This window comes from Pseudomonas sp. ASL3, assembly GCF_056680425.1.
The window spans coordinates 3,257,377-3,281,220 of record NZ_CM155281.1; the positions used below are offsets into that span (position 1 = coordinate 3,257,377).

Sequence of the window (23,844 nt, forward strand, 5' to 3'; positions counted from 1 at the left end):
GCCACAAGCGAGAGGCCGGGCCAGCGCAACTGGCAACCACTTTAGAGAGGCAACCGATACTTGCCCAATGATAAGTTTCGATTAACCGATAACCTGTGGCTATCAAAATACCGTGGGCGTTACCCGCTCAGACCTTCCTGACGCAGCCGCGCACCCTCCAGCAAAATGTCGGCGAATTCCTCTGCCGGTCCCATCAGCGGTTCGTGCTTGCGCGTCAGAATTCCATAGTCCTGCGGCGTCAACTGCAACGGCGTGTCGAGTACCTTGAGCAAGCCGCTCTGCACCTGCTGCCGGACCATGGTCTCGGGCAACATGGCGATCATCGGACCCGATTGCAGCAACTGCAAAAAGATCTGCATCGAGAAGGTTTCCACGGTATTGGCCGGCGTCGGGATGCCCGCCTTGCCGAAGGCGTTCTCCATGCGTTGACGAATCGGCGTACCCACCGGGTATAGCACCCACGGCCAATCGCCCAGCGTCGAGAGCGGCGTCTGCTCCTGCACACATAAAGGATGCTGACTGTTGACCACCAGACAGAACGGCTCCGGCCCCAGCGCCTGGAAGTTGAACAACTGCTGATAACGTTCGTCGGTGAAGCGCCCGATGATCAGGTCCAGCTTCTTCTGTTCGAGCATTTCCAACAGGTGATCGCTGGTCTGCTCCACCACTTCGATAGACAACAACGGCCAACGCGTCTTGATCTTGACGATGGCCTCGGGCAGCACCACCGAGGTCGCGGCAAAGATAGCGCCGACCTTGAGGAAACCGTGGCCGCCCACACGCAAGCGATTCACCTGCTCGACGAACTTGCTCGCGTCGTTCAACGCGATCTGCGCATAGCGGGCCACAAACTCGCCCAGTTCCGTCGGCGGCATGCTCCGTGACAAACGCTGAAACAGCGGAAAACCGAGCATCTCCTCGATATCACGGAGCATTTTGCTGACTGCCGGTTGACTGAGGCTCATCTCCTGCGCAGTGACGTGCATATTGCGCGTGCGCGCCAGGGTGTCGATCAGCACCAGATGCTTGAACCGGAGCCAGTTGCAAAAAGTGGGGAAGGAAATGTCCGTCGTCATCGATGCGCATCCCGCTGAACCAATAACCCAGTGTTATCGAAGATTGAGAATATGTCATTGGAGTTTATCAAGGCACCACTCTAGCGTGGCTTCTTTGTCGAACCGCCAGGTACCTTCCTTATGAACCCACTGGAACTCACTCCAGCCAACACCCTGCCCTCCGATGGGCTGGCCGGCACCTTGATCGGCCGCGCCTGGATTCCCGGCGACATCGCCGGGCCTTCGCCGGTTGTATTGCGTAGCGACGGGGTGTTCGACCTGTCCGAGCACTTCGCCACCCTGAGCGACCTGCTGGAAAACCAGTCGCCGCTGCAGGCCGTGCGCCAGACCCTAGGCCGCGCCATCGGCAGCCTTGAAGCACTGCTGGCCAACTCCGGCCCGCATGCCGATCCGAGCAAACCCTACCTGCTGCCGCCCGCCGACCTGCAAGTGATCAAAGCCGCTGGCGTGACCTTCGCCGCCAGCATGATCGAGCGCGTCATCGAAGAGCAGGCCGGCGGCGACGCGGCCAAAGCCGACAGCATTCGCGGCATCGTCCAGCAAGCCATCGGCGATAACTTGCGCAGCATCAAACCCGGCTCACCAGAAGCCGCCCGCTTGAAAGCGCTACTGATAAAGCAAGGCATGTGGTCGCAATACCTGGAAGTCGGCATCGGCCCCGACGCCGAAATCTTCACCAAAGCCCCGGTCATGGCCTCGGTCGGCAGCGGCAGCCAGATCGGCATCCACCCGCATTCCGAATGGAACAACCCCGAGCCCGAAATAGTCCTGGCGGTCAACAGCCGCGGCCAGATCCACGGCGTCACCCTCGGTAACGACGTCAACCTGCGCGACTTCGAAGGGCGCAGCGCCTTACTCCTGAGCAAAGCCAAAGACAACAACGCCTCCTGCGCCATCGGCCCCTTCATCCGCCTGTTCGACGAACACTTCACCCTCGACGACGTGCGCAACTGCGTCGTCGATCTGGAAGTCCAGGGTGAAGATGGCTACGTCATGCGCGGGTCCAGCTCCATGGCCCAAATCAGCCGCGATCCCGAGGATCTGGTGGCCCAGACCCTGAACGCCAACCATCAATATCCGGATGGGTTTTTACTGTTCCTCGGGACACTGTTTGCGCCCACGGCGGATCGGGATCATGTGGGGGGTGGGTTTACGCACAAGCTGGGGGATCGAGTGAGTATCAGCAGTGGGTTGTTGGGCGGGTTGCACAATCAGGTGGTGCATAGCAGTGAGGCGAAGCCGTGGGTGTTTGGGGTTCGGGCGTTGATTGGGAATTTGGCTGAGAGGGGGTTGTTGTAGGGGATTGGGGTGTATAAAGCGAAGCCACCCCCCTCCTATCAAACAAGGGGCTTCACCGGATCAAGTGGGTGTTATGAGTTTTGGAGACGTTCCGGGTATAAATCCAAACCACCAAAATGAAAGTAAATGGCATTGCGAAAACGCTCCCGATTTCGAAACCCGCAAGAGCGTTGTTTGAGCCGTTGAATGCGTGCGTTCATGCTTTCTGCATGACCGTTATGCAGGTTCAACACGATGGCGTTGACGATGCCCCACAGTCGTCGCTTGATCGTTTTGGCGACTTTCCACATCGGTGGCAGCCCACTGTTCAAGGCCCATTCCAGCCAGTGGTTCCACTGTTGTTCGACCTCATCCCGATCCTTACCTCGCCACAACTGCATGGCCAGATCCTTGATCGCCCACGCTTTGGCTGTACGCAACGAACCCTCTCGCAACGACTCGAAGGTTGCCTGTTGTCGCTCAGTCATGTTCTCAGCCCGCTTGAGCCAGACGTATTTCGTGTTCTTGAGCACCGTGGAGCCGGCCTTTAGCAACTCGCGGTTCTCCATATGACGCACTCTGTCCAACGCCTCACTTAACAGCTTGGCCACATGGAACTTGTCGAACGCTATTTTGTGCATGGCATCCGGAATATGACGCTGGGTCGCGCTGATAAAGGCGGGCCACATATCCATCGAAACGCCCGTAATAGCTTGCTTCTGGTCGCTATTGAGCTTCGTATAAAACGCTTCCAGGCTCTGGGTGAGGTTGCCGTCTTCCACATGCAAGACCTGACCCGTTGCGGGGTCGGTCACCACCGTGACGTACTCGCGACGCTTTTGAAACGAAGTCTCGTCCACACATATCTGGGTCGGTGATAACAGTTTTCGACGCGCCAATCCGCGTCTGACGGCGCGAGCCATGATCCGGTCAATGCTGCCCCAGCTCGTCTGGAGTTGACGCGAGACCGCCTGAATACTGGCTTCCTGGACCCAGTTGATCACCAATGCTTCAAACATCAAGGTGAAACCTGAACCAGCGTCTGCCCACGGGACCTCGACAGTCACCACGCCATGCTCGGCGCAATGAACTCTGGGCACCTCAGCCTCTAGAATGGTCACGAACTGACACGTATCAAGATGCCGCCAACGACGTTTGCGTTTGTCATAACGCGAAGCGTGCAGGCCACATTGCGGACAGGTGAACGCAGCAGCATCAGATACTCCAACGCCGACAACGACTTGCCCCAACGCACGGTCAAGGTTAACTGCGACCACTTTCCACGGTGCCTGGAGCCCAAGAATTTGGGCATATAAATCAATATCTCTCATGGGGAGGAGAATAGATTACCCACTCAAAACGGTGAAGCCCCTCAAAAAAGGGGCTTCACCGGATCAAGTGGGTGTTATGAGTTTTGGAGACGTTCCGGGTATAAATCCAAACCACCAAAATGAAAGTAAATGGCATTGCGAAAACGCTCCCGATTTCGAAACCCGCAAGAGCGTTGCTTGAGCCGTTGAATGCGTGCGTTCATGCTTTCTGCATGACCGTTATGCAGGTTCAACACGATGGCGTTGACGATGCCCCACAGTCGTCGCTTGATCGTTTTGGCGACTTTCCACATCGGTGGCAGCCCACTGTTCAAGGCCCATTCCAGCCAGTGGTTCCACTGTTGTTCGACCTCATCCCGATCCTTACCTCGCCACAACTGCATGGCCAGATCCTTGATCGCCCACGCTTTGGCTGTACGCAACGAACCCTCTCGCAACGACTCGAAGGTTGCCTGTTGCCGCTCGGTCATGTTTTCGGCCCGCTTAAGCCAGACGTATTTCGTGTTCTTGAGCACCGTGGAGCCTGCCTTTAGCAACTCGCGGTTCTCCATATGACGCACCCTGTCCAGCGCCTCACTCAACAGCTTGGCCACATGAAACTTGTCGAACGCTATTTTGTGCATGGCATCCGGAATATGACGTTGGGTCGCGCTGATAAAGGCGGGCCACATGTCCATCGAAACGCCCGTAATAGCTTGCTTCTGGTCGCTATTGAGCTTCGTATAAAACGCTTCCAGGCTCTGGGTGAGGTTGCCGTCTTCCACATGCAAGACCTGACCCGTTGCGGGGTCGGTCACCACGGTGACGTACTCGCGACGCTTTTGAAACGAAGTCTCGTCCACACATATCTGGGTCGGCGATAACGGTTTTCGACGCGCCAATCCGCGTCTGACGGCGCGAGCCATGATCCGGTCAATGCTGCCCCAGCTCGTCTGGAGTTGACGCGAGACCGCCTGAATACTGGCTTCCTGGATCCAGTTGATCACCAATGCTTCAAACATCAAGGTGAAACCTGAACCCGCGTCTGCCCACGGGACCTCGACAGTCACCACGCCATGCTCGGCGCAATGAACTCTGGGCACCTCAGCCTCTAGAATGGTCACGAACTGACACGTATCAAGATGCCGCCAACGACGTTTGCGTTTGTCATAACGCGAAGCGTGCAGGCCACATTGCGGACAGGTGAACGCAGCAGCATCAGATACTCCAACGCCGACAACGACTTGCCCCAACGCATGGTCAAGGTTAACTGCGACCACTTTCCACGGTGCCTGGAGCCCAAGGATTTGGGTGTATAAATCGATATCTCTCATGGGGAGGAGAATAGATTACCCACTCAAAACGGTGAAGCCCCTCAAACAACGCATAAATCGTTGAAAAATAAAGAATAAATGTCATTAAATTTTCAGCAAAACGCTGATCCCCCCGTAGGAGCTGACTTGTCTGCGATCGGCTGCGAAGCAGTCGTAAATGGGCTGGACACTATATCGCTGGAAGGTCCTTCGGCCCTTTTCGCAGACAAAACTACGCGTCCCGGTCTCTCCTACGCCCTCCGGGCAGAATCGAGACCCCGTTTGCTGCGCGACAGCGCGGCGTCGAAGACGGGGCGCAATCCCCTACAACACAAACCGCTGCACCATCGCATTCAAATCCGTCGCCAACATCGACAATGCATCACTGGCGACGGTCGTCTGCTGCGCCCCTGAAGCCGTTTGCGTCGACAGGTCACGAATGCTGCTCAAATTCCGATCCACTTCATGAGCCACTTGCGCTTGCTGTTCGGCGGCGCTGGCGATGAGCAGGTTGCGGTCGCTGATGGTCGAGGTCGAAGTGATGATCACTGCCAGCGCTTCGCCGGTGGCGGCCGCTTGTTCCAGGGTCAGGTTGGCTTGGGTGGCGGTGAGGCGCAGTGCTTCGGCGGTTTCCTGGGTGCTTTTTTGTACGCCGTTGATCAGGCCTTCGATTTCGGTGGTGGAGGCGCTGGTGCGTTGCGCCAGGGAGCGCACTTCGTCGGCCACGACGGCAAAACCACGACCTGCTTCACCTGCCCTCGCCGCTTCGATGGCCGCGTTGAGCGCCAGCAAGTTGGTCTGGTTGGCGATCGCCCGGATCACGTCGAGGATCTTGCCGATACTCAGGGTGCGCTCAGCCAACCCTTCGGCCTGCTGCGATGAATCCAGCACGTTGCCGGTCAGTTGCTTGATCGAGGCGATGGTATCGGACAGTCGCAGCTGGCCCTGGGCCGCTGCCTGGTTGGATGCCTGGGATTCGACTGAGGTGTTGCTGGCGTTGCCCGCCACTTCCACGGCGGCCTGACTCATCTGGTTGACGGCCACCGCTGCCTGTTCGATTTCATCGTTTTGCAGTTGCAGGTTCTGCGCACTGGCTTGGGCGATGGACCCCATCTCCTGCACCGACTGTGCGAGTTGCGTCGCCGCTGCGCCTATCTGGCCGATGGTACCGTGAAGGTTGCCGCGCATCCGCCCCAGCATGCTGAGCAGTTGTGCGGTTTCATCTTTGCCGTCGGGGATGGGTTGCGGGCTGAGGTCGCCATCGGCAATGGTGCTGGCGATGTGCAGGGCGTGGCGTACCGGTCGGATGATGCTCACGCTCAGGCGCCAGGCTAAAAGCAGGGTGAGTACCAGCGCCAGAATGATTGCGCTCATGGCGATGATCCGCGCCTGACGATAACTGTTGCCTGCCGCCTCGACCGCCGTTGCCGCGCTTTGTTTATTGAGTTCGCGCAGCAGTTGCACCTGCATGTCCATCAGGTCGCCCTGCATCGACAAGGTGCTGTTGACCAGGACCCGTGCCTCGTCCATTTTTCGTTGTTCAACCAGGACTATTTCATCCTGCAAACCGGGGGCGAAGGCCTTGTAGGCGTCCTGCAAGACGGTGATGGAATCGCGCTCGGTGCTGTCGGTCACGCGGGCGATGTAATCGCTGAAACCCTTTTCGACTTCGTTCTTCAATTGTTCGACGTTGATCTTGCTGGTAACCACCGCGCTGGGATCGTCCGCATTGGCGATCAGGTGTGAGGTCTCACTGCGCAGCTTGACCAGATCGATGGCGATGGCGTCGGCCATGGCGATGCTCGGCAGCGCCCCACTTTCAACCGCTTCGCCCTGACTGCGAATGCCCTGCATCTGCCACAGACAAAACGCCCCTACGGCCACCAACAGCACCGCCGTGATGCCGAAACAGCCGACCAAGCGCTGGGTGATCTTGAAACGGCGCAGCACAGTCGTCTGGGATTGCTGACGGAAAAATCGAGGCAAGAACTTGTTCACGGCTAATAAAGCCTCATCAACGGGTACACCGGAGAGACGGTTATAAGGCTGTTACGTGATGTCTTTATGACATTAGTGAGAAAAGTATTTTTATTTTTTTCAAGCCGATCATGCCCCTGCTCTGCAAGGGCATGCCGGTATATCGCTGCCCATTGCGGGCAGCGATCCAATCAAGTGCAGTTATCTCTTACGGCGCAACGCTTGGTCGATTCAAACCGCGACCTTGCGTACCGGCGACGATGAGCGCTGACGGGTTTCCCACGCGTGGGCCAGGCCGACGACTGCATCGGATGCGGGCAACATTTTGCGGCCGCGAACCAGATCGGCAGCGCGTTCGGCGAGCATGATGGTCGGGGCGTTGAGATTGCCGTTGGGCTCGGTCGGAAACACTGATGAGTCGATCACCCGTAACCCTTCGATACCCCGTACGCGCAGTTGCGAGTCGACCACCGCCATGTCGTCCTCGCCCATGCGGCACGAGCCGCAGGGGTGATAGGTGCTCTCCAGATTTTCGCGGACGAAGGCATCGATCTCCTCGTCGCTGGTCACCTGCGGCCCCGGCGCAATCTCGAACTCACGGAAGCGATCCATCGCCGGCTGACCGATAATTTCCCGGGTGAGGCGCACACAACGGCGGAAGCCCTCGCGGTCCTCTTCTCGTTGCAGGTAGTTGAAGAGAATTTCCGGATATTCGTACGGGTCTGCCGAGCGAAGCCGCACATAGCCTCGGCTCTTCGGTTTGTTCGGCCCCGTGAGCACCATGAAGCCGTGCCCCTTGGTCGGCTTTTTGCCGTCGTAGCGCATCGCTGCCGGTAGAAAGTGAAACTGGATGTCGGGCCAGCGCAGCCCCTGTTCGGAACGGATGAAGCCCCCGGCCTCGAAGTGATTGGTTGCACCGAGCCCGTCCTTGCACAGCAGCCAGCGCAGACCGATCAACAGCTTGCTCAGCGGGTCCATTTTATTGTTGAGCGTCACCGGCTCCTTGCAGGCGAACTGGATGTAGATCTCTGAGTGATCCTGGAGGTTTTCCCCTACGCCCGGGAGGTCATGCCTGACTGCTACTCCGGCTTTCTTGAGCACCGCTGCCGGCCCGATACCGGAGCGTTGCAGCAAATGAGGTGAGCCGATAGGGCCCGCCGAGATCAATACTTCCCGGGTGCAATGGACGGTATGGGTTTGGCCGTCGCGGTCATAGATGATCCCCACTGCCCGCTTGCCGTCGAGAATGACCTGACGTGTCATCGCCTTGGTGATGACCGTCAGATTGGGTCTCGTCATGGCAGGTCGCAGATAGGCGTTGGCGGTAGAACAACGGACGCCGTTCTTTACCGTCATGTGCATGGCGCCGAAGCCTTCCTGCATAAAACCATTGCAGTCGTCGGTCTTGATGTAGCCCGCCTCGGCGCCTGCATCGACCCACGCCCCGTACAACGGGTTTTTCATGTGGTTGCCGTTGCTGGTGTGCAAGGGGCCGGAGCCGCCTCGGTAATCGTCACCGCCCGCCTCGCAGCTCTCGGCGCGTTTGAAGTACGGCAGGCAATTGCGGTAACCCCAACCACTGGCACCCAGCGACTCCCACTCGTCAAAGTCGAAGGCATGACCACGGATGTAGACCAGGCCATTGATCGACGACGAGCCACCCAGGACCTTGCCCCGCGGGCAGTGGATGCGACGTCCGTTGAGGTAGGGCTCCGGCTCGGTCTCGTAACGCCAGTTGTATTTCGTGGTGTTCATCGGGATCGAAAAAGCACTGGGCATCTGGATCACCACGCTGCGATCGCTGCCGCCGTATTCCAGAACCAGAACGCTGGTGTCGGGATCTTCCGTCAGACGGTTGGCCAGCACGCATCCGGCAGAGCCCGCACCGATGATGATGTAGTCGAATTGTTGGATAGCCATGGTTATCTCCCGAACGTCGTTTCGCTGAGAACCGGCGCAGCACGCGAGGTCTTGGTGTCCCCGGTGGTGTATTGCGGGCTCGTTTTCTCGATGCTCTGAATTACGGTTTCTTCGCGTTTCAAGTCGATTGAGCGACTGAGCCAGTAGTACGCGACTCCCGACACAATCAAGCCGACCAACCAGGCGACGTCGATGTTGCCAAGTGCCCTGGCGAGCGGGCCGACATAGAATTCCTTCTGCGTCACGCCGTCGATGATGTAAAAGAACGGGATCATCGCGACGAAGCCGATCGCATACGAGGCGATACCGCGCACGCCCCAGCTGCCATAAATGGTGTTGTGCGGTGTGAAGAAGTGCGGGATGGCGTAGCGGCCCTTGCGGACGAAGAAGTAGTCGGTCAGGTTGACCGCGGTCCAGGGCACCAGGAAGTACAGCATCACCACCAGGTAGATGCCCAATACCGACAGGCCTGTGTCCGAACCTTGAATGCTCAGTGCCACGCCAAGCTGCAGCAGGATCACGAAACCAATCGCGAGGATCCGCGCCTTGCGTGTCGGCTCGATGTGCTTGATCGAATCGACGCAGGTCAGGGTAGTCAGCTTCGCGCTGTAGATGTTCATGGCGATGACCGGCAGGAATGCGAGGATCGTCACGACCACCACGGCGGTACCAACGATCGGCGACACGGTGTTGCCCACTTGCCCCAAGGCGACCAATACATCAGTTGCATGCAGGTGATCAGCCAACCAGCCACCTACGGAGATCATCCAGGCGCCGGACAGTGAGGCACCGAGAAAGACCACGGCGATCAATCTACCGCTCGGGGTGTTCTTCGGCAGGTAGCGCGAATAGTCGGAAACATAGGGCGCGTAGGCAATGTTGTAACTCGCTGCGGCGGCGAATTGGGTGATAAAGCCGGTCCAGTTGAACCCTAGAGGGGCCGGGGCGACCTCGCCGGCGGCGAGTAGCGGCATCGGTGCATCGGGCACCCAGTGCATCAGCACCGCCAACGTCACCAGACCGTAAAGCGGAATCGACAGGAACAACGCCCACTTGAAGCTGCGGTGCATCCAGTCATGGCCGAGGATCGCCAGTACCGTCGCCGGCACCGTCACGGCCACCGCCACCACTATCGGATTGAAACCGAAGAGTGTTTTCAGCCCCTGCATCATCAACACCAGGTTGACGATGTTGAAACCGGCGAACACAAACAGTGTCGCCAGCAGTACCAGAATCACCCCGCGATAGCCGAACTGCGCCCGCGACTGGATCATCTGCGGCAGCCCCAGGTGTGGACCCTGTGAGCCGTGGAACGCCATGAACAACGTGCCGAACATGATGCCCAGCGTGCCGGCCAGAGTGGTCCATAACGCGCTCAAACCAACGCTGGGGCCGACGAAGCCGATGGTCATGGTAAAGAAAGTGAAGTTGCCGAGGAACCAGAACGGCCCCTGGCTCGCCAGTTTGTCGGTGCGTTCGTTTTCGGGGATGAAATCGATCGAATGCCCTTCGACCGCCAGCTTGTCATCGCGAGGAGGAGCACTGACGGCGACCTTGGATTGTGTGTTCATGATGTACTCTTATTGTTATTGAAAATCATGACGAGGTAACTTCAGTCGATACTCAGGGCAATGTGATCCACACGGCCTTGGTCTCCAGCAGGAATTCGAGCTGCTCAGACCCCAGATCCTTGCCGAACCCGGACTGTTTGTAGCCACCGAACGGCATCGAAGGGTCGATGGTGCTGTGGGCATTGACGTACACCGAGCCAGCCCGCAATCGTGGAATCAGGCTGTGTACGCGACCGAGATCGTTGGAGTAGAGGGCAGCGGCCAACCCATAGGGCGAGTCGTTGGCCAGGGCCAGGGCCTCCTCTTCATCGTCGAAGGGCGCGGTGACCAGCACCGGGCCGAAAATCTCTTCCTGGACGATCCGCATGTCGTTACGGCAATGGGCAAAGATCGTAGGCTCGACGAAGTAGCCGGGGCCCGCGACAGGCTGGCCACCGTAAACCAATTCGGCACCTTCGCGCTTACCGATTTCGATGTAGTCCGTCACCCGTTCCTTCTGCAACGCCGACACCAATGGGCTGATGAAGCAGTCGGGATCCAGTCCCGGCGCGATCTTCAACGTCCGGGTGTAGGCGATCAGTTCACCCAGAAACGCGTCGTAAATGCTGCGGTGGATGTAGGCGCGGGTGCCGGCATCGCAGACCTGGCCGGAGTTGAAGAATACCCCGTTGGCGACCGCTTTGGCCGCGGCGGGTACGTCAGCATCGGCGAGCACGATAACCGGGGATTTTCCTCCAAGTTCGAGGGTGAGTCGCTTCATATCGTCCAGCGCGGCCCGCCCGACAGTACGGCCGACCGGCGTCGAACCGGTGAAGGTCAGCTTGTCGATGCCGGGGTGCGTCGCCATCGCCGCGCCGACCACGCTACCGCGCCCGGTCACGATGTTGATCACGCCGTCGGGGATGCCCGCTTGCTGCACCAGTTCGGCGAAACGCAAGGCCGACAGCGAGGTCAGCTCCGCAGGCTTGACCACCACCGTACAACCGGTTGCCAGTGCGGCGCCGAGTTTCCAGGCCATGGTCTGCAGCGGAAAATTCCACGGCACGATGGCGCCGACCACGCCCACGGGTTCCTTGCGGGTATAGGCCAGATAGTTGCCCGGTAAGGACGGTTCGACCGTGCGCCCGTGGATCTTCGTCGCCCAACCGGCGAAATAGCGCAGGGTGTCGACCGTGCCCTGAATATCGACGTCGCGAGCATTGGCGACTGACTTGCCCATATCAATGGATTCGATTTCGGCCAGTTCAGCGGCGTTGCTTTCAATCAGGTCGGCCAGTCGATGCATCATCCGTTCACGCTCGAGCGGTTTGGCCAGACGCCAGGCGCCGCCGTCAAACTGCGCGCGGGCGGCTTGCACGGCGCGATCCAGATCGTCGGTAGTGCCCATGGGAATACGGGTGATCAGCCCCTCGGTCGACGGTTCGATGACATCGGAAGTCTGTCCGTCACTGGCCTCGACCCAGGCGCCACCGATGAACATCTTCTGAGCCTTGCCGAGGAAGGTTTGGGTGGCTTCTGAGACGCCGAATTTCTGCAGGTAATGCTTAACGATCGTGTCCATTATTATTCTCTCTGGCCGACGGTTGCGGTCACGCCGAGCCACTGTGGTTCGATGATCGACCCGAGCGCGCACTGAACCCGGGGATGACTCTTCAGTCACATGGCGCGTGCTTTAGCCCGCTCGTGGTAGATGAAGCCGATGCTGTTCAGCAGCAGTTGCGCGGCGAGAATCGAGGTGACCCCGGCAGGGTCATAGACGGGCGCAACCTCGACCAGATCCATGCCGATGATGTTGCCTTTGCTGCGCTTGGCCAGGGCCTGGATGATTTCCAGCACTTCGTAATACAAGAAGCCGCCATGACTGGGCGTGCCCGTACCAGGTGCGATCGACGGGTCGAAGCCGTCGATGTCGATCGTGATGTAGTAGTTGACGCCTTGCGGGATCAGTTCCATCACGCCCTCGGTGCCGAGGCGACGCACATCGCGCACCGAGAGGATTTTCGAACCGGCGGCGTGGGCAGCTTCATAGTCATCGCGATTGGACGACGATACGTTGCGAATGCCCATCTGCGTCATGCCGACGATGTGCTCCATTTCCGAAGCCCGACGCAGCGGGTTGCCATGCCCATAACGAACGCCATGGCGCTCATCGACGAAATCCAGGTGGGCATCGAAGTGCACGATATGGATCGGTCCACGGCCCTCGAACGCCTTGATCACCGGCGCATGAACCGAGTGGTCGCCACCCAGAACAACCGGCATCGCACCGGCATCGAGAGTCTTGCGCACCGCATATTCGATGTTGTCGTTACTCGCGTTCATGTCCGTATGGACGATATCGGCATCGCCCACATCGACCATGCGCACGTCATCCGCGGTCAGGTAGAGCACGTCATCTTCATGGTCGTAGGCACCGGCATGACCGAAGGAGAACAAGGTCGATGCCTCACGAATTCCGCGCGGGCCAAAGCGAGCGCCAGAGCGCCACTGAGTCCCCATGTCGTTGGGGGCACCGAGGATGGCCACGTCTGCATCCAGCGCATCCCAATCGGTGCAGATCGGGGACTTGGCAAAGGTGCAGTGACCTACGAATGGCAGGTTCAAGCGACCGGATTCATAACCGTGTTTAGACATGGTGCTGCATCTCCGTTTTTATTATTAAAGAGGTTGTTTTTTAGCGAGGGCGGAGCTGGTAAGTCACCGCCGTTGGAGTGACTATGAGCGCGGGATTTCATATAAAAAATGCTAAACATCAGATACTCACATCGGCATTTCCGATGCATCGACAGGTAGGAGGTTTGGGTGAACCAGCTGCACGATGTGGACCTGAAACTGCTCAGGGTCTTCGCCGCCATCGTCAAATGTGGAGGCTTTTCCGCCGCGCAAGCGGCCTTGAATGTCGGCCAGTCGACCATCAGCGAACAGATGACTCACCTGGAAACCCGGCTCGGCGTGAAGCTCTGCCAGCGTGGCCGCAGTGGCTTTCGCCTGACCGAGCAAGGCGTGGCGATTTTCGAGTCCACCCAGCGCCTGCTATCGGCCGTGGACAACTTCTGCCTGGATGCCGATGTGCTCAAGCAGCACATCACCGGCAAGCTCAACCTGGGCATCATCGATTCGACCATCACCGACCCTGACTCACCCCTGCCGAAAACCACCCAGCGCTTCGTTTCCAGAGGCCACGATGTCCACCTCAGCGTGTATGTCGGCGCCCCCGCCGAGCTGGAAGAACGCGTACTCGACAGCCGCCTGCATCTGGCCATCGGGCACTTTCCAAACCGCGTCCCCGGCCTGGAATATTTATCGCTTTACCAGGAGCCTCTCGGACTTTACTGCGGTCGGCGCCATCCGCTATTCGGCTGCAAAGCCGAGAATGCCGAGCTGCTTGAGGAGATCGGCGAGAGCCGTATCGTCGTTCGGGGCTACATGCAGCAATACGATCTTGAGCATCTGGGCGTCAGCAAAGCCGCGGCCACCGTGGACAACATCGAGGCACTGGCCATTCTCATCATCTCCGGAGCCTATCTCGGCTTTCTGCCCATGCACTTCGCCGCCCAGTGGGTCAAAACCGGCGAAATGCAGCAACTGGCGCCGGTGAGCATGCGTCTGCTGTCGCCGTTCGATCTGATCACTCGGCGTGGCGTGGCCCCGCCGCCGATTCTGCGGGTCTTCCTCGAAGACCTGGCGGCCACTGCACGAAACGAGGCTCATGCCTGAGCATCGGCGAGTTATCGGTTCATGCAACTAACCTCCGACAACCCAGTGACAACCCCCTCGCCACAATCGAACAAGGCCCGGCATACTCGTTCGCCTCATTGATCCCGTTCGCACTCTTTCAGGCCCTCTATGCGCATCCACGTCACCTTCATCGACCGCGTCGGCATCACCCAGGAAGTGCTCGCTCTGCTCGGCGGGCGCAGCCTCAATCTGGATGCGGTCGAGATGGTGCCGCCGAACGTGTACATCGACGCCCCGACCCTCGACGCCGACGTGCTGGAAGAGCTGCGCGATGCCTTTCTGCGGGTGCAGGGCGTGCAAACCGTAACCGTGGTCGACATCCTCCCCGGCCAACGTCGACGCCTGCAACTGGACGCCTTGCTGGCGGCCATGGCCGACCCGGTATTGGCCGTGGATGGCCGCGGCCACGTGCTGCTGGCGAACCCGGCATTGATTGCCCTGTGCGGCCGCGAACCCACCGGCGAGCCGCTGACGGCGCTGTTCGACGATCAAACCCTGCAACCCACACTGATCGAGCACGGTTATCGCATGCCGATGCGTGAAGTGACCCTCAACGGCCAGACCTTACTCCTCGATGCGATGCCGATCAGCGAAGCCGGCGACCCGAGCAGTCAGCCGCTGGCGGGGGGCTTGCTGACGTTGTACTTGCCAAACCGTATCGGTGAACGCCTGGCCGCGCTGCATCACGACCACGCCGAAGGCTTCGATGCGTTACTCGGCGACTCGCTGCCGGTGCAAGCCCTGAAAACCCGCGCCCAGCGGGTGGCCGCGCTCGACGCACCGCTGCTGATCCAGGGCGAAACCGGCACCGGCAAAGAGCTGGTGGCTCGTGCCTGTCACGCCATCAGCACCCGGTGTGACGCGCCGTTCCTGGCCCTGAACTGCGCGGCCCTCCCGGAGAGCCTGGCCGAAAGTGAACTGTTCGGCTATGCCCCCGGTGCCTTCACTGGCGCCCAACGCGGCGGCAAACTCGGCCTGCTCGAACTGGCCAACCACGGCACGGTGTTCCTCGACGAAATCGGTGAAATGTCGCCTTACCTGCAAGCCAAGCTCCTGCGTTTTTTGAGCGATGGCTGCTTTCGCCGGGTCGGCGGTGATCGCGAAGTGCAGGTCAACGTGCGCATCCTCAGCGCCACTCACCGCGATCTGGAAAACATGGTCAGCGAAGGCAGCTTTCGTGAGGACCTGTTCTACCGGCTGAATGTGCTCAACCTGGAGGTGCCACCGCTACGCGAACGCGGCCACGACATCCTGTTGTTGGCCCGGCACTTCCTGGAGCAAGCCTGTACCCAGATTCAACGCCCCACCTGTCGGCTGGCTCCCGGCACATACCCCGCGCTGCTCGGCAACCGCTGGCCAGGCAATGTGCGCCAATTGCAGAACATCATTTTCCGCGCTGCGGCGATGTGCGAAAGCCCACTGGTGGGTCTCGACGATCTGGACATCGCCGGTACGGCGGTGGCGTGGCAACACGACGGCGAAGTTGGCAGCCTGGAACAGGCCGTCGAAGGTTTCGAAAAGAACCTGCTGCAACAGCTCTACAGCAGTCACCCCTCCTGCCGTTTGTTGGCCGCACGGCTACAGGCCTCCCACAGCGCCATCGCCCATCGGTTGCGTAAGTACGGCATTCCCGGCAAAGCCTGAGCTTTTGGCGATGCCCCATACGCTGTAGCGAAATCGCGACAGCGTATGGAATTCAAGACAGTCCCGCGTCGCGCTTCCCCTTCGCCACCCTGCCCTCGTCAAACCCTCTTTGACTAAAAAAACCGTATTGAATTCGCTACACAAGAACGCGAGCATCTTCTCCATGAAAACCACAAATCATTGATTTAAAACAATTAAACATAACTGGCACTTGGCTTGCTAAAGAACTCTCTCAGTACAGCTCGCTGCTCGCACGAGCCTGAACATCGTCATCCGCCACCCGCAGCGGATGAGTCTGACCACTGAGGAGTTCACATGAGCGAATTGCGTTTTACTGCCGACCACGAATGGTTGCGTCTGGACAGTGATGGCCTGGTCACGGTTGGCATCACCGAATACGCGCAGTCGGCGCTGGGTGACGTGGTGTTTGTGCAGCTACCCGAGCTACGCACCTACAGCGCTGGCGAAGAAGTTGCCGTGCTGGAATCGGTAAAAGCCGCCAGCAACATCAGCATGCCGGTGGCGGGTGAAGTGGTCGATGTGAACGCCGCACTGCAAGACGCCCCCGAGCAGGTCAACGAAGACGCTTTTGGCAGCGGCTGGTTCTTCCGTTTGCGTCCCAGCGACCCGGGCGCAATCGCCAATCTGCTCGACCAAGCCGCTTACCAGCGCCTGACCACAGACAGCGCCGAAGCCTGAGCAATAGGTTCCCCAATGCCCCCGCCTCCGTCATCAACGGCGGCGGTCTCTAACAAAACCACAGAGGATTGCGCCATGTTCAGCAAGCACGACCAAATCAAAGGTTACGACGACTCACTGCTGGCAGCGATGAACGCCGAGGAAGCCCGGCAAGAGCATCACATCGAGCTGATCGCTTCGGAGAACTACACCAGCAAGCGGGTGATGGAAGCCCAAGGCAGTGGCCTGACCAACAAGTACGCTGAAGGTTATCCGGGCAAGCGCTATTACGGCGGTTGCGAACACGTCGATGTAGTCGAGCAGTTGGCCATCGATCGCGCCAAACAGCTGTTCGGCGCCGACTACGCCAACGTTCAGCCGCACTCCGGTAGCCAGGCCAACGCAGCGGTCTATCTGGCCCTGCTGCAAGCCGGCGACACCGTGTTGGGCATGAGCCTGGCTCACGGCGGTCACCTGACCCACGGCGCCAAAGTCAGTTTTTCCGGCAAGCTGTATAACGCCGTGCAATACGGTATCGACACCGCCACCGGGCTGATCGATTACGACGAAGTCGAACGTCTGGCCGTCGAGCACAAACCCAAAATGCTCATCGCGGGCTTCTCCGCCTACTCCAAGACCCTGGACTTCCCACGCTTCCGTGCCATTGCCGACAAGGTGGGCGCGTACCTCTTTGTCGACATGGCCCACGTTGCCGGTCTGGTCGCAGCAGGCCTGTACCCGAACCCGCTGCCCTACGCCGATGTGGTCACCACCACCACGCACAAAACCTTGCGCGGTCCACGGGGTGGTTTGATTCTGGCCAAGGCCAATCCGGATCTGGAGAAAAAACTCCAGGCGGCAGTATTCCCTGGCGGTCAGGGCGGCCCGCTGATGCACGTGATCGCCGCCAAGGCCGTGTGTTTCAAGGAAGCACTGGAGCCTGGGTTCAAGGCGTATCAGGCACAAGTGATCCGCAACGCCCAGGCGATGGCCAAGGTCTTTATCGAGCGTGGTTACGATGTGGTCTCCGGCGGTACCGACAATCACCTGTTCCTGGTCAGCCTGATCCGCCAGGGCCTGACCGGCAAAGAAGCCGATGCCGCCCTGGGGCGTGCCGGTATCACCGTGAACAAGAACGCGGTACCCAACGACCCGCAATCGCCGTTCGTGACCTCTGGCCTGCGGATCGGCACGCCAGCGATCACCAGCCGCGGTTTCAAGGAAGCTCAGAGCATCGAGCTCACCGGCTGGATCTGCGACATCCTCGATCACCTCGGCGATGCCGATGTCGAGGCACGAGTCGCCACGCAAGCGGCGGCGTTGTGCGCTGATTTCCCCGTCTACCGCGACTGATCCGCCCGTAAGGAAATCCCATGGACACGCTTGTGCAGTCGGCTGGCTTAGACCCAGTAAAACAAGACCCAGTGAAACCAGGCCCGTTGAAAATGGAAGCTGGCATCAAGTTGCGCGGTGCGGAAAAAGTCGCGCGGATTCCGGTGAAAATCATTCCAAGCGATGAGCTGCCACGCAAACCCGACTGGATTCGCGTGCGTCTGCCGATCTCCCCGGAAGTCGATCGCATCAAGCAACTGCTGCGCAAGCACAAGCTGCACAGTGTCTGCGAAGAAGCCTCCTGCCCGAACCTGGGCGAATGCTTTTCCGCTGGCACTGCGACCTTCATGATCATGGGCGACATCTGCACCCGCCGTTGCCCGTTCTGCGATGTCGGCCACGGCCGGCCGAAACCGTTGGACGTCGACGAGCCCATGAACCTGGCGGTGGCTATCGCCGATCTGCGTTTGAAATACGTGGTGATTACCTCCGTTGACCGCGACGACCTGCGCGACGGTGGCGCTCAACATTTCGTCGACTGCCTGCGGCAGATTCGCAAGCTCTCACCCGGGGTGCAGTTGGAAACCCTGGTGCCGGATTACCGCGGGCGCATGGACGTCGCCTTGGCGATCACCGCCAATGAGCCGCCCGATGTGTTCAACCACAACCTGGAGACCGTACCGCGCCTGTACAAAGCCGCGCGTCCCGGCTCGGATTTCGAATGGTCGCTGGACTCGCTGCAGAAATTCAAACAGAGGGTCCCGCACGTACCGACCAAGTCCGGCTTGATGCTCGGCCTTGGCGAAACCGACAAAGAAGTACTCGAAGTCATGCAGCGCATGCGTGAGCATGACATCGACATGCTCACCCTCGGCCAGTACCTGCAACCCTCACGCAGCCACCTGCCAGTACAACGTTTCGCCCACCCGGACACCTTTGCCTGGTTTGCCGAAGAAGGCAGCAGAATGGGCTTCAGGAACGTCGCTTCGGGTCCACTGGTGCGTTCGTCGTACCATGCCGATCAACAGGCGCACAAAGCTGATATGGCGGTCCTCACGCCGACATTAAACCCTCCTGCCTGACCCGCTCGAAAGGAGATCCCGCGTCGAAGACGGGGTGGGATCTCCTACAGATTATGTGTACTCCGTGGAATTGGCCCCCTGATCTTCCCCGGAATTGGGAGTGTCATCGGATCAACGCCTGACTTAGTTTTGTCAGGCACTGACACTCACAAGGACAACCCTCATGAAAACACTCAACCTCATCGCTTCGACCTTTGCTGGCCTGGTCCTGTCAGTTTCCCTCGGCGCGTTCGCGCATGACGCTGTTCACGAAAAAATCACCATCCTTGAAGACCACCCGGCGCTCAATGCACCGGGCAAAAAGGTCCTGGTGTTGACCGTCGACTACCTCCCCGGCCAGGAGTCCATCCCGCATTCGCACGCCGGCACCACCGTCGCCTATGTGCTCGACGGCGAGATTACTTCCAGGGTCAACGACGGTGAGGAAATCACCTATAAGCCTGGTCAGACCTGGTATGAACCGGCTGGCTCGAAACACTACGTGTCCAAAAACGCCAGCGCGACCAAACCCGCCAAGCTGTTGGTGTACATGATGCTGGACGAAAAAGACCCGGTCCTCACTCCGTTGCCGAAGTTATGAGGCCCTGTAGGAGCTGACTTGTCTGCGATCCAGTGCGAAGCGCTGGCAAAAATGGTGGATTCACCGCCGCCGGAAGGTCCTTCGGCCCTTATCGCAGACAAGTCAGCTCCTACGCCCTCCGGGCAGAAGCGGGACCGTGTTTGCTGCGCGACAGCGCGGCGTCGAAGACGGGGCGGGCCCTCCTACAGACACCTATGCCCATTGCACATAACAGACCACCACCGGCATCCCATGCTCGGCGCAGAAGTCCAGCCAGCGCAGTTGGTTGTCCTGTAGACGGTCGCCCGGCCCTTTGACTTCGATCATGCGATAGCGCTGCTCAGCCGGGTAAAACTGGATCAGGTCCGGCATCCCGCTGCGGTTGGCCTTGATGTCCAGCAGCAGGCGTCGAAACCAATGCCGCAGATGCTCGGCGGGCAAGCAATGCAGCGCTTGTTCCAGCAGTTCCTCTGACAGGCTGCCCCAGAACACGAAGGGCGATTGCAGCCCGTGCTTGATCCTGAAGTGCTGGCGGATGGTGGTCTGGTACGCATCGGAATCCAGTTGTTTCAGGCAATCGTCGAACAACCCGACACGCCGCTGATAGAAATCCGGGCTGTACAAATCGCTGGGGCCCGTGTGGAACGGGTGAAAAAACGCCCCCGGCAGCGGCGCAAAAATCGCCGGCCAACACAGCAAGCCGAACAATGAGTTGATCAGTGCGTTCTCGACGTAATGCACCGGCCCGGCGTCATCGGCCAAATGCATTTGAATCATTTGTTCAACACTGAAATCCGCCGCTTGGCTCACCGTTACATCCAGGCGACTCAAGGCGGCGGCGCTACGACGACGCTCGGAGGGCAAACCCAACCTGCGTTGCAAGCGCGGCAGGATCCGCAGCAGGTTTTGCGCTTCGGCGTCATTTTCAGGCGCCGCTTGCGCCGCTTCGAGCAAGGCCATGGCCTGCGGGTATTGAGCGCTGCGCTCCAGGACCCGAATCCGTCGCAGTCGGGCACCCGGATAGTCGCCTTGACCATACACGGCCAACGCCAGCGGCCAATCCTGCACCCGTTCGGCCTGCTGGCCGATCTGAAACAACAGCCTGGCCCGGCGCATGTGCAGCCAAGGGTTGCGACTCTCGATAGCGACGGCCTGCTGCGCCAGATCCTCCAGTGGCTCACCCACCTCCAGCGCCTGTCGACAAGCATGCAGTTGTAAACAGGTATCAATGTCCGCGCGCTCGCTGATGCCACGGGAATCACGAGAGAACTCGACCTTTTCGTAGCGATAGACACCCAGATCGGCCAGCACGAACTCGGACCATTCCTGATGCAGATTGCCGAAATACAACAGCCGCAGCCGCTCGCAGATCGGCATGACCGTCAGGCCATACACCGCCTCATCGAAGGCGCCATACCACTGATCAATACAGCGAGGCTCCGGGTAATGCTCTTGCAGGCTCAGCAGCATCTCGGTTTTCTTTGCAGCGCCTTTTAGCCCATGGGCCTTGAAGCAGGTCAGTAGTTCGGACTTGCGCAGCAGCGCGAACAGTTCGTCCAGGCTCAGGACTGGCCGGGGATCGACCCAGCCTTTTTCCAGCAAGGGCCTGACCGCTGACTGCACCGCGCCAATTTCGTCATAGCTCAGCTTGCTCTCACGGAACAAGGTGCCCTTGCGCATGACCATGCGCACCAGCAAGCCTTGAGCAGCCTTCGGCAGGCTGATGAAGTCGGTGATGAACTGCCGCTCAGACGTGTCGAGCAGATCGTCATAACGCTCAACGATCCACTCCAGTACATGCTGAAAGTTGTCTAGGTAATAAAAAGGATTGTCGAGGGGAGCACTGTTCACAGGAGGGCTTACTTGAAAATACGTTATCGGACACTGGTTATCCGTACAGATACCAGCGCACGCTCACACAGGCAAGCTAGAATCGACGCATGGCAAAACACAGGACGTCGACATGAGCGAAAAACCTACCCCTCTCATCTACCTTGCCGGCTTCGATGTCTTCAGGCCCGACGCCATCGAATATGGTCGCTACCTCAAGGCGTTGTGTACGGCGCACGCAATGGAGGGTCTGTACCCGTTCGATAACGAGGCCACGCCCGGTCTTGCACCCGAAGCCACCGCACGCCTGATCTGTTCAATGAATATCGACATGCTCCGGCGCTGCACGGCGGTACTCGCCAACCTGAATGTGTTTCGCGGCCTGGAGCCGGATTCCGGCACCGCGTTCGAAGTCGGGATGGCGGTGGCGCTGGGCAAACCGGTGTGGGCCTATTTCGACCCGGTCGGCTCGCTGCGCGAACTGGTGGCCCACGATGCTCAGGGGTTCGATGCTCAGGGGTTTGTCGTGGAAGACTTCGGCCTGCCGCGCAATTTGATGCTGGCGTGTACGTGGGCGGGGTTCAGTGCCACGGCTGAAGAAGGCGTGGCGGGGCTGGCGCGGTATCTGGCGGTAGACAGCGGCGCCTGATAGACCGTATTCGCGAATGAATTCGCTCCCACAGAGGATCTGTGTCGGGCACAAAAACTGTGGGAGCAGGCTTGCCTGCGAAGAGGCCAGTCGGGCAAAGAAGAGCGTTATGGCTTGCGAAATATTGTGCCTGATCCAAGGCTTTCGCAGGCAAGCCTGCTCCCACATCTATGGTTACCCCCTTTTCTGCAATACTGTTTTTGATGCGTGTTTGGCTTGCTTTAATCTATCCGGCGTCTGGGGAATATCGCACCCCGCGCCTCGATGAAAATCGCGCCCGACGACCCTTGATAGAATGACGGCTTTTTCAGCCGTGTGGGAGCCCAGGGTATTCGTCAGGCCGGTATGCCGTTCACGTCATCTGTTATCCAGCATCGCAAAACCAGGTGGGTGGTGCTCGGGTGACAGCAGGGTCAGGCGCTCATCGCGCTTGGCCCTGCATCGAATTCGCTGTGATTGGCCGCGATTGCCCAGGCAATGCGGCCTAATTTGTTGGCCAGGGCGCAGACCACATGATTGCTGTGGTGTCGGCTCAGCAGTTGGCGGACCCAGTCTGCCAACGCGCCTTTCTGTCGATCCAGAGCGATCAAATAGACCCGCGCACACTGGATTAACAACCTTCTCTGGTTGGGATCGCCGCGCTTGCTGATCCCCAAAAGTCTCGGCTTGCCGCCTGTCGTGTACTGCTTGGGCACCAACCCGATCGACGCCGAGTAGTCGCGACCACACTTGTACTGCTCGCCATCGCCCAGCTCCGAGGCCAGGACGCTGGAGGTGATCGGGCCGACGCCCGGAATTGTCATCAAACGGCGAGCCAGATCATCTTCAGCGGCTTGGCGTTTGATTTGCCGGTCCATGTCCTTGATCTTCACCTCGAGGTAATTGAAGTGGCTATGCAGCTCTAACAGCAGCGCTTTGAAAGCAGGCGGGATGCTCTTTTGATCAAGCAGGACGGGGAGCTCTCTGATTGATTTGTGGCTGGCACTCAACGCAATACCGATCTCCAGAAGGATGCAGTGAATCCGATTTGACGTCGCTATGCGGTCTCTGACGAAAGCATCGCGCACCGTAATCAACAGGCCCTGCGCTTGCCGGACTTCGGTTTTTGGCGAGACAAAATGAATATTCGGACGCTTGCGTGCTTCGTAAATCGCTTCGGCATCGGCAAAGTCATTTTTGTTGCTTTTGAGCATTGGCTTCACGTGCTTGGCGGCAATCAGCTTGGGCGTATGCCCGAGTTTGATCAGCTCACGCGCTAGAAAATGGGCACCGCCACAGGCCTCCATCACCACGGTGCAAGGGTCGAGGTTGGCAAAGAATGGCAACAGCGTCACGCGAGTGAGCTTCTTGCGAAGAATCTCCTTCTCGCGACTATCAAACTCAATAGCGTGGAAGCACTGTTTTCCCAGATCAACACTCACGACTTCTACACGATTCATGGCAATGGTCTCCGTTAGGTGCCCGATGAAAGCTTAGTGGCGTTTCACCGGGCGGGACGGGGGGTAACCATTTCATTAGAATCCAGTCACGACACAACCAACTTGCCTGAAAACATAGAATCTCCCACAGGGATACGCAATCTTCGGTGGGAGCGAATTTATTGGCGAATGGGGCGACTCGGTCGCTCAACTCAACGACGAAGACCCCACATCACCACTGATGGTGGAGTCGAGCTTGTCCGAGTCAATGAATTCTTCCAGCCCCAAGTCGTCAAGGTCGAGTTCACCTATCGAGCCGAGGTCATCATCGGCGTCGGCGTCGTTCAAAGGCGACTGATCACCGCCATAGTGGTGGTCAGCGACCATGAAAAACGCAATGGGGGTTGATTGCACAGAAGTGAGCAGCGCAGCGTCTGTGTAAACATTCATCGAATCTATCTCCCGTTCA

19 protein-coding genes are annotated in these 23,844 nt (G+C 59.0%); 8 read left to right on the forward strand and 11 right to left on the reverse strand.

Features of this window, described 5'->3' with window-relative positions; genetic code table 11:
• Positions 1–119: 119 nt before the first annotated feature.
• Positions 120–1,076 (reverse strand): LysR family transcriptional regulator, encoded by a 957-nt coding sequence (locus tag AC1MEE_RS15075; RefSeq protein WP_480416078.1) that lies wholly within the window; start codon positions 1,074–1,076, stop codon positions 120–122.
• Positions 1,077–1,196: 120 nt separating this feature from the next.
• On the opposite strand from AC1MEE_RS15075, the gene AC1MEE_RS15080 reads away from it, so the two are divergent.
• Positions 1,197–2,375, forward strand: coding sequence for a fumarylacetoacetate hydrolase family protein (locus AC1MEE_RS15080; protein ID WP_480416080.1), 1,179 nt, complete (start codon positions 1,197–1,199; stop codon positions 2,373–2,375).
• A 71-nt stretch (positions 2,376–2,446) separates the two neighbouring features.
• Here the strand turns inward: AC1MEE_RS15080 and AC1MEE_RS15085 are convergent, their stop codons facing one another.
• The 7 genes from AC1MEE_RS15085 to speB all read right to left on the reverse strand — a co-directional run bounded on the left by AC1MEE_RS15085 (position 2,447) and on the right by speB (position 13,079).
• Positions 2,447–3,685 (reverse strand): ISL3 family transposase, encoded by a 1,239-nt coding sequence (locus AC1MEE_RS15085; RefSeq protein WP_480416081.1) that lies wholly within the window; start codon positions 3,683–3,685, stop codon positions 2,447–2,449.
• A 74-nt stretch (positions 3,686–3,759) separates the two neighbouring features.
• Positions 3,760–4,998, reverse strand: a complete 1,239-nt coding sequence (locus tag AC1MEE_RS15090; RefSeq protein WP_480413562.1) for an ISL3 family transposase — start codon at positions 4,996–4,998, stop codon at positions 3,760–3,762.
• Positions 4,999–5,301: 303 nt separating this feature from the next.
• Positions 5,302–6,927: a methyl-accepting chemotaxis protein gene (locus tag AC1MEE_RS15095; protein ID WP_480416236.1), complete on the reverse strand. Its 1,626-nt coding sequence runs from the start codon at positions 6,925–6,927 to the stop codon at positions 5,302–5,304.
• A 258-nt stretch (positions 6,928–7,185) separates the two neighbouring features.
• Positions 7,186–8,874, reverse strand: a complete 1,689-nt coding sequence (betA, locus tag AC1MEE_RS15100) for a choline dehydrogenase (protein ID WP_480416082.1) — start codon at positions 8,872–8,874, stop codon at positions 7,186–7,188.
• Positions 8,875–8,876: 2 nt separating this feature from the next.
• Positions 8,877–10,445, reverse strand: coding sequence for a purine-cytosine permease family protein (locus AC1MEE_RS15105; protein ID WP_480416083.1), 1,569 nt, complete (start codon positions 10,443–10,445; stop codon positions 8,877–8,879).
• A 52-nt stretch (positions 10,446–10,497) separates the two neighbouring features.
• Positions 10,498–12,006 (reverse strand): aldehyde dehydrogenase family protein, encoded by a 1,509-nt coding sequence (locus AC1MEE_RS15110; RefSeq protein ID WP_480416084.1) that lies wholly within the window; start codon positions 12,004–12,006, stop codon positions 10,498–10,500.
• A gap of 95 nt (positions 12,007–12,101) precedes the next feature.
• The gene (gene speB, locus AC1MEE_RS15115; protein ID WP_480416085.1) at positions 12,102–13,079 is read right to left on the reverse strand and encodes an agmatinase; all 978 of its coding nucleotides are present in this window, start codon (positions 13,077–13,079) and stop codon (positions 12,102–12,104) included.
• 168 nt (positions 13,080–13,247) lie between these two features.
• On the opposite strand from speB, the gene AC1MEE_RS15120 reads away from it, so the two are divergent.
• From AC1MEE_RS15120 to AC1MEE_RS15145, 6 genes are all read left to right on the forward strand, one after another.
• The gene (locus AC1MEE_RS15120) at positions 13,248–14,162 is read left to right on the forward strand and encodes a LysR family transcriptional regulator (RefSeq protein ID WP_480416086.1); all 915 of its coding nucleotides are present in this window, start codon (positions 13,248–13,250) and stop codon (positions 14,160–14,162) included.
• Between the two features lie 129 nt (positions 14,163–14,291).
• Positions 14,292–15,827: a sigma-54-dependent transcriptional regulator gene (locus AC1MEE_RS15125; RefSeq protein WP_480416087.1), complete on the forward strand. Its 1,536-nt coding sequence runs from the start codon at positions 14,292–14,294 to the stop codon at positions 15,825–15,827.
• Between the two features lie 315 nt (positions 15,828–16,142).
• Positions 16,143–16,526 carry a glycine cleavage system protein GcvH gene (gene gcvH / locus AC1MEE_RS15130; RefSeq protein WP_480416088.1) on the forward strand — a complete coding sequence of 128 codons (384 nt, stop codon included), beginning with the start codon at positions 16,143–16,145 and terminating at the stop codon, positions 16,524–16,526.
• A gap of 75 nt (positions 16,527–16,601) precedes the next feature.
• The gene (glyA, locus tag AC1MEE_RS15135; RefSeq protein ID WP_480416089.1) at positions 16,602–17,858 is read left to right on the forward strand and encodes a serine hydroxymethyltransferase; all 1,257 of its coding nucleotides are present in this window, start codon (positions 16,602–16,604) and stop codon (positions 17,856–17,858) included.
• Positions 17,859–17,878: 20 nt separating this feature from the next.
• The gene (lipA, locus tag AC1MEE_RS15140) at positions 17,879–18,919 is read left to right on the forward strand and encodes a lipoyl synthase (RefSeq protein ID WP_480416090.1); all 1,041 of its coding nucleotides are present in this window, start codon (positions 17,879–17,881) and stop codon (positions 18,917–18,919) included.
• Between the two features lie 163 nt (positions 18,920–19,082).
• Complete coding sequence (locus AC1MEE_RS15145) at positions 19,083–19,499, forward strand: cupin domain-containing protein (RefSeq protein WP_480416091.1); 417 nt, start codon at positions 19,083–19,085, stop codon at positions 19,497–19,499.
• A gap of 192 nt (positions 19,500–19,691) precedes the next feature.
• Here AC1MEE_RS15145 and AC1MEE_RS15150 read toward each other — a convergent pair whose 3' ends face one another.
• Complete coding sequence (locus tag AC1MEE_RS15150; protein ID WP_480416092.1) at positions 19,692–21,329, reverse strand: VRR-NUC domain-containing protein; 1,638 nt, start codon at positions 21,327–21,329, stop codon at positions 19,692–19,694.
• Positions 21,330–21,441: 112 nt separating this feature from the next.
• Here AC1MEE_RS15150 and AC1MEE_RS15155 point away from each other — a divergent pair, with 112 nt between their 5' ends.
• Positions 21,442–21,957 (forward strand): nucleoside 2-deoxyribosyltransferase, encoded by a 516-nt coding sequence (locus AC1MEE_RS15155; RefSeq protein ID WP_480416093.1) that lies wholly within the window; start codon positions 21,442–21,444, stop codon positions 21,955–21,957.
• A gap of 413 nt (positions 21,958–22,370) precedes the next feature.
• On the opposite strand, the gene AC1MEE_RS15160 is transcribed toward AC1MEE_RS15155, so the two are convergent.
• The gene (locus tag AC1MEE_RS15160) at positions 22,371–23,396 is read right to left on the reverse strand and encodes an IS110 family RNA-guided transposase (protein WP_480412500.1); all 1,026 of its coding nucleotides are present in this window, start codon (positions 23,394–23,396) and stop codon (positions 22,371–22,373) included.
• A 186-nt stretch (positions 23,397–23,582) separates the two neighbouring features.
• Complete coding sequence (locus AC1MEE_RS15165; protein ID WP_480416094.1) at positions 23,583–23,825, reverse strand: hypothetical protein; 243 nt, start codon at positions 23,823–23,825, stop codon at positions 23,583–23,585.
• Positions 23,826–23,844: the final 19 nt, after the last annotated feature.